Genomic DNA, 6,550 nt, shown 5'->3' with positions numbered 1-6,550 from the left:
ATTTTGGGAAGAGAAAATAGTGAATATATGTTATAATCGTTTTGAATAATAAATTCTATATTATAATCATTCTAATTTAGATAGATGTTGGGGGTGCAAGCAAGAGTTATGCATATACTTGTCGTGGGATTGGATTACAAATCAGCCCCTGTTGATATACGTGAAAAGTTAACCTTTCAGCCGGATGAGCTGGGGCAGGCGATGTCGCAATTGAAAGAAGAAAAAAGCATACTTGAGAATATCATCGTGTCGACATGCAACCGGACAGAGCTGTATGCAGTCGTTGATCAGCTGCACACCGGACGTTATTATATGAAAATGTTTTTGGCGAACTGGTTCGGACTAAGCAAAGAGGACATTTCGCCTTACTTGAAGTTTTATGAAAACGACGGAGCCGTTGAACATTTGTTCCGCGTATCGTGCGGATTGGATTCGATGGTTATTGGAGAAACGCAGATTTTAGGCCAAGTGCGTACAAGTTTTAAGCTGGCTCAGGAAGAGAAGACAATTGGTACCGTTTTCAACTATTTGTTTAAGCAGGCTGTCACCGTCGCGAAGCGCTGCCATGCCGAAACGGACATTGCTTCAAATGCTGTATCCGTCAGCTATGCAGCCGTCGAGCTTGCCAGGAAAATCTTCGGCGACCTTTCCGATAAACACGTGCTGATTCTCGGCGCGGGCAAAATGGGAGAGCTTGCGGTTCAAAACCTGCACGGCCACGGAATCGGACAGGTTACCGTGATCAACAGAACATTTTCAAAAGCGAAGGAGCTTGCCGGCCGTTTTTCAGGCGCGGCGAAAAGCTTAAATGAGCTGCAATGCGCTTTAATGGAAGCCGACATTCTCATCAGTTCAACGGGCGCAAGCGGCTATGTCGTCACAAAAGAGATGATCGAACATGTCAATAAGCTTCGCAAAGGATGTCCGCTTTTTATGGTGGATATTGCCGTGCCGCGGGATCTTGACCCGGCTCTCAGCGATGTGGAAGGCGTCTTTCTGTACGATATTGACGATCTTGAAGGGATCGTGGAAGAAAATCTGAAGGAGCGTCAGGCCGTTGCTGAAGAAGTGGAGCTGATTATTGAAGCTGAGATCGTCGCTTTTAAACAATGGCTGAATACGCTCGGCGTCGTGCCGGTCATCTCTGCTCTCAGGGAAAAAGCTTTGACAATCCAGGCGGAAACGATGCAGAGCATCGAACGGAAGCTCCCTCACTTGAGCACAAGAGAGAAAAAACTTTTAAATAAGCATACGAAAAGCATTATCAACCAGCTCTTGCGCGACCCGATTTTAAAAGTGAAGGAGTTTGCGTCAGAAGCTGATGCCGAAGAAAAGCTTGCACTGTTTACGCAGATTTTTGATATTGAAGAAGCGGCTTTTCCTGACGGAGAGAATCAAGACGAACGCCAGCCGGTTCATGCGTTTAAGCGGCAAAACCAGCAGGGTTTGACTTCTATCGCGAGCGAGTGACAGACATGACAGACACATTGTTAGCAAGGCTTAACGAAGTTACAATCGTGTTGTACGCGCTCACCGTCCTCTTTTATTTTATAGACTTTTTACAGCACAACCGGAAGGCGGGAAAAGCGGCCTTCTGGTTGCTTTCTATTGTCTGGATTCTGCAGACGGTATACCTTTTTTATTTCATGCAGTACACAGATCAGTTTCCTGTTTTGAATAATGCACAGGGGCTTTATTTTTACGCGTGGGTGCTTGTCACGCTGTCTCTCGTTTTGACGAAGCTTTTGAAAGTGGAATTTCTCGTTTTTTTCACCAATCTCATCGGCTTTTCAATGGCGGCGATCCACACGTTTACACCGACGGCCCAGCAGTCGGCGGAGCTTTCGGGAAGGCTCGTGTCCGAGCTCTTGATCATCCACATTACAATGGCGATTCTTTCGTATGGAGCGTTTTCATTGTCGTTTGTCTTTTCCGTGCTGTATCTTTTTCAGTACCGTTTATTGAAAAAGAAAAAGTGGGGGAAATGGCTCTTACGAATCGAAGATTTGCCAAAACTTGATCATATGGCTTATGTCCTTAATCTCATCGGCGTTCCCATGCTTTTGCTGAGTCTGATTCTGGGGATTATCTGGTCGTATGTATCGCTTGAAACCCTGTACTGGGCGGATCCGAAAGTGCTCGGATCGATCGTGCTGCTTTTTTTATACGGATACTATTTATTTATCAGGATTGTCAAAGAGCTGCAGGGAAGGATCGCGGCTATGTGGAATACCGCGTCTTTTCTTGTTCTTTTAATCAATTTCTTTTTGCTCGGCAGCTTTTCGCAATTTCATTGGTTTAGTTAGTTAAAACGGTTGCCCGTGACGGATTGGGAGGAAGAAAACATGAGAAACATCATTGTAGGCTCAAGAAGAAGCAAATTGGCGATGACCCAGACAAAATGGGTGATCAAAAAGCTGGAGGAATTAAATCCGGATTTCACGTTTGAAATAAAGGAAATCGTTACAAAAGGCGACCGGATCTTGGATGTTACGCTGTCAAAGGTCGGCGGGAAAGGCCTGTTCGTCAAAGAAATCGAACAGGCGATGCTTTCCGGGGAAATTGATATGGCCGTTCACAGCATGAAGGACATGCCGTCGGCGCTTCCCGAAGGGCTGGTGGTCGGCTGCATTCCAAAACGGGAAGATGCCAGGGACGTTCTCATTTCAAAAAGCCGTCAAAAGCTGGCCGACCTGAAACAAGGTGCGGTTATCGGCACGAGCAGCCTCAGAAGAAGCGCGCAGCTTTTGCAAATGCGTCCCGACCTTGAGATCAAGTGGATCAGGGGAAATATCGATACAAGGTTAAAAAAACTTGAAACCGAAGATTACGACGCGATTATTTTAGCAGCGGCAGGCCTGTCAAGAATGGGCTGGAAGGACGATGTCGTCACCGAATTTCTTGATCCAGAGAGCTGCCTTCCCGCCGTTGGGCAAGGCGCGTTGGCGATCGAGTGCAGAGGCTCGGATGAGGAGCTGCTGTCCCTCTTTTCGCGCCTGAACGACCGCTACACACAGCTGACCGTCACGGCCGAGCGCGCTTTTCTTCATGCGATGGAAGGCGGCTGCCAAGTGCCAATCGCCGGATTTGCGACGATGGACGAAGACGGCGTCATCGAACTGACCGGTCTTGTGGCATCGCCTGACGGAAAAACCGCATACAGAGAAACAGTAAAAGGAAAAGATCCGGAGGCTGTCGGCAGAGAATGCGCGGCGGTCATGTCGGAAAAAGGAGCAAAGGCACTGATTGACCGTGTGAAACAGGAGCTGGAAGACAATGAAGCATGATCTTCCTTTACAGGGAAAGAAAGTGCTCGTCACCCGCAATAAAGCCCAAGCCCAATCCTTCAGGGAAAAGGTGGAGGCTTTAGGCGGAGAAGCTGTTTTAACGTCATTGATTTCGTTTCGGCCCGCCCTCCCGCGAGAACAGGCCCAGCGCTTTCGAGCAGATCTTGAAAGCGCGGACTGGCTTGTTTTTACAAGCGTGAACGGGGCAAAATTCTTTTTTTCTTATTTGAAGAACGCCGGGTTCAGCGTTCCTTTCGCATCAAAGGCCAAGGTTGCCGCTGTCGGTGAAAAAACGGCCAGGTATTTGCGCGACAGGGGTCTTTCTGTCGATCTGATGCCTGAGTTATACGTGGCTGAACATTTGGCGGAGGCACTGAAGCGAAATGCCGGCCGTCATGATAAAGTTGCCGTTTTAAAAGGGAATTTATCCCGGGACGTCATCAAGAAAACCCTCACTCCGCTCGGAATTCAAGTTTCGGAATGGATTTTGTATGAAACCGTTCGCGATGAAAAGGGAATTCTGGAGCTTAAGGAAGCAGCAAAACACGCGTCTTTTGATTTTGTGACATTTACCAGCTCCTCGACGGTACATACATTCATGTCCATTTTGAAAGAGGAGAGCAGAACGTGGGCCGAAAAGAACGGTACGGCTTTTATTACGATCGGGCCTATGACAAAGAAGGCGCTGTCGGACTACGGAATTCCTTCATATATGCCGGACGTCTATACAATCGACGGAATGCTGCGTGAAATATGCCGCATTTCAAGAAAGGGAGAATGACAAATGGAAGCATCATTTCAAAGACACCGCCGCCTGCGGACGACAGCAGGTATGCGAAAATTGGTAAGAGAAACCGAGTTAAGAGCATCTGACTTCATTTATCCGATATTTGTAACCGAGGAAGAGAACGTTAAAAGCGAAGTTCCGTCCATGCCGGGCGTATACCAGCTGTCTTTGGACCGGCTGAAAGAGGAAATGGAGGAAGTCGCAGGCCTCGGCATTCAATCTGTGATCGTCTTCGGCGTGCCTGAACACAAAGATGATGTGGGAAGCGGAGCCTATCACAACCACGGCATCGTTCAAAAAGCGATTGCACAAATTAAACAAGACTTTCCTGAGCTTGTCGTTATCGCAGATACATGCCTATGCGAGTACACGGACCACGGTCACTGCGGCCTTGTGGAAAACGGTGAAATACTAAATGACGAATCGCTCGTTCTTTTGGCAAAAACCGCTGTCAGCCAAGCCCGTGCAGGCGCTGACATTATTGCGCCTTCAAACATGATGGACGGTTTCGTTGCCGCCATCAGGGATGCGCTTGATCAGGAAGGATTTACAAATGTGCCGATCATGTCATACGCTGTAAAATATGCGAGCGCGTTTTACGGCCCGTTCCGCGATGCCGCGGGAAGCAGTCCGCAGTTCGGCGACCGCAAGACGTACCAAATGGATTATGCCAACCGCAGGGAGGCTCTCCGGGAGGCAAAATCCGATGTGGAAGAAGGCGCCGATTTCCTGATCGTCAAGCCGACGCTTTCATATCTTGATATCGTCAGAGAAGTGAAAAACGAATTTAACCTGCCTGTTGTCGGATACAATGTAAGCGGGGAGTATGCGATGGTCAAAGCCGCGGCCCAAAACGGCTGGATTGAAGAAAAAGCTCTTGTTCTCGAAATGCTGACAAGCATGAAGCGGGCGGGCGCTGATTTGATCATTACGTCCTTTGCAAAAGATGCGGCAAAATGGATTTCGGAATAAGAATTTGAACTGGGGGTTTTAGAGGATGCGGAGCTATGAGAAGTCTAAAGCGGCATTCGAAGACGCGCAACGAGTCATGCCTGGCGGGGTGAACAGCCCGGTCAGAGCCTTTAAATCAGTGAACATGGACCCGATTTTTATGGAACGGGGAAAAGGATCAAAAATCTATGATATTGACGGAAACGAATACATCGATTATGTCTTGTCATGGGGACCGCTTATTTTAGGACACAGCAATGAAAAAGTGGTGAAAGAAATTCAAAAGACGGCAGAACACGGGACAAGCTTCGGTGCACCGACAGAACTGGAAACCGAGCTTGCCGAGCTTGTTATCGACCGCGTTCCTTCCATAGAAATCGTTCGGATGGTGAGCTCCGGTACGGAGGCGACGATGAGCGCCTTGCGGCTGGCGCGCGGTTACACAGGCCGTAACAAAATCGTGAAATTTGAAGGCTGCTACCATGGACACGGTGATTCCCTGCTGATTAAAGCGGGCTCTGGAGTAGCAACGCTCGGCCTCCCTGACAGTCCCGGAGTTCCGGAAAGCATTGCAAAAAACACGATTACCGTTCCTTACAATGATCTGGAAAGCATGAAGCTTGTCTTTCAGGAATTCGGAGAGGACATTGCCGGCGTTATCGTTGAACCTGTCGCGGGCAATATGGGTGTTGTACCTCCGGTTAAAGGGTTCCTCGAAGGGCTTCGCGAGCTGACTGAGACGCATGGCGCTCTGCTGATTTTTGATGAAGTAATGACAGGCTTCAGGGTGGGCTACAACTGTGCGCAAGGCTATTTCGGAGTGACGCCTGATTTGACTTGCCTCGGAAAAGTGATCGGCGGCGGTCTTCCTGTCGGCGCTTATGGAGGAAAGGCGGAAATCATGGAGAAAATTGCGCCGAGCGGTCCGATCTATCAGGCCGGCACGCTGTCCGGCAACCCGCTTGCCATGACAGCCGGACTCGAAACATTGAAACAGCTGACTCCTGAATCCTACCAGGAATTCTCCCGCAAAGCAGACCGTTTGGAAAAAGGAATTTCTGAAGCTGCCGAGAAAAATGGCATTCCGTGTACATTTAATCGAGCGGGGTCTATGATCGGCTTTTTCTTCACAAATGACCCGGGCATCAATTATGATACCGCGAAACAGGCTGATCTCGGACTGTTTGCCGAATATTATAAAGGGATGGCCGATGAAGGCGTGTTTCTCCCTCCTTCACAGTTTGAAGGGCTGTTCTTGTCAACCGCTCATACGGATGACGACATTGAGCATACGATTCAAGCTGCTGAACGCGTATTCGAAAGAATCAGCCGCTCCAGATAAAGAAAAGGGCTGCCGGACATTGCCGGCGGCTCTTTTTTGCATGGTGCCGGTAACGGCTTATGATTTTTCTGTTCATATTCTCCCTGCTTTTCTCATACATCTTTACTGACATCTAATTTTAAAAATTAGGTGAAGGGAGGATATCAGTTTGCCGCAAAACAATCGTTTGCAATTTTCTGTAGA

General features: G+C 48.5%; 6 protein-coding genes. All 6 read left to right on the top strand.

Translation table 11 applies throughout. From position 1 onward, the window contains the following. Positions 1–108 precede the first annotated feature (108 nt). Genes hemA through hemL form a run of 6 tightly spaced genes read left to right on the top strand, consistent with a single transcriptional unit; the run spans position 109 to position 6,367 of the window. Positions 109–1,470: a glutamyl-tRNA reductase gene (gene hemA, locus C1T29_RS17735; RefSeq protein ID WP_020452465.1), complete on the top strand. Its 1,362-nt coding sequence runs from the start codon at positions 109–111 to the stop codon at positions 1,468–1,470. A 5-nt stretch (positions 1,471–1,475) separates the two neighbouring features. Beyond that, entirely contained in the window at positions 1,476–2,306 is an 831-nt protein-coding gene (locus C1T29_RS17730; protein WP_020452464.1) for a cytochrome c biogenesis protein, read from the top strand. A gap of 39 nt (positions 2,307–2,345) precedes the next feature. Next, positions 2,346–3,287, top strand: a complete 942-nt coding sequence (hemC, locus tag C1T29_RS17725) for a hydroxymethylbilane synthase (protein ID WP_020452463.1) — start codon at positions 2,346–2,348, stop codon at positions 3,285–3,287. Further along, positions 3,277–4,068: a uroporphyrinogen-III synthase gene (locus C1T29_RS17720; protein ID WP_026579130.1), complete on the top strand. Its 792-nt coding sequence runs from the start codon at positions 3,277–3,279 to the stop codon at positions 4,066–4,068. The genes hemC and C1T29_RS17720 overlap by 11 nt, the downstream gene beginning before the upstream one ends. Positions 4,069–4,071: 3 nt before the next feature. Beyond that, complete coding sequence (gene hemB / locus C1T29_RS17715) at positions 4,072–5,046, top strand: porphobilinogen synthase (protein ID WP_208945507.1); 975 nt, start codon at positions 4,072–4,074, stop codon at positions 5,044–5,046. Positions 5,047–5,071: 25 nt separating this feature from the next. After that, the gene (hemL, locus tag C1T29_RS17710) at positions 5,072–6,367 is read left to right on the top strand and encodes a glutamate-1-semialdehyde 2,1-aminomutase (protein WP_208945506.1); all 1,296 of its coding nucleotides are present in this window, start codon (positions 5,072–5,074) and stop codon (positions 6,365–6,367) included. Positions 6,368–6,550 lie beyond the last annotated feature (183 nt).

The sequence above is a fragment of the Bacillus sp. MBGLi79 genome, from assembly GCF_002953915.1.
This window is presented reverse-complemented; position numbering and strand designations above follow the sequence as displayed.

Coding starts and splice junctions, on each gene's coding strand:
- hemA (WP_020452465.1), top strand. CDS start 109: ATGCATATACTTGTCGTGGGATTGGATTACAAATCAGCCCCTGTTGAT.
- C1T29_RS17730 (WP_020452464.1), top strand. CDS start 1,476: ATGACAGACACATTGTTAGCAAGGCTTAACGAAGTTACAATCGTGTTG.
- hemC (WP_020452463.1), top strand. CDS start 2,346: ATGAGAAACATCATTGTAGGCTCAAGAAGAAGCAAATTGGCGATGACC.
- C1T29_RS17720 (WP_026579130.1), top strand. CDS start 3,277: ATGAAGCATGATCTTCCTTTACAGGGAAAGAAAGTGCTCGTCACCCGC.
- hemB (WP_208945507.1), top strand. CDS start 4,072: ATGGAAGCATCATTTCAAAGACACCGCCGCCTGCGGACGACAGCAGGT.
- hemL (WP_208945506.1), top strand. CDS start 5,072: ATGCGGAGCTATGAGAAGTCTAAAGCGGCATTCGAAGACGCGCAACGA.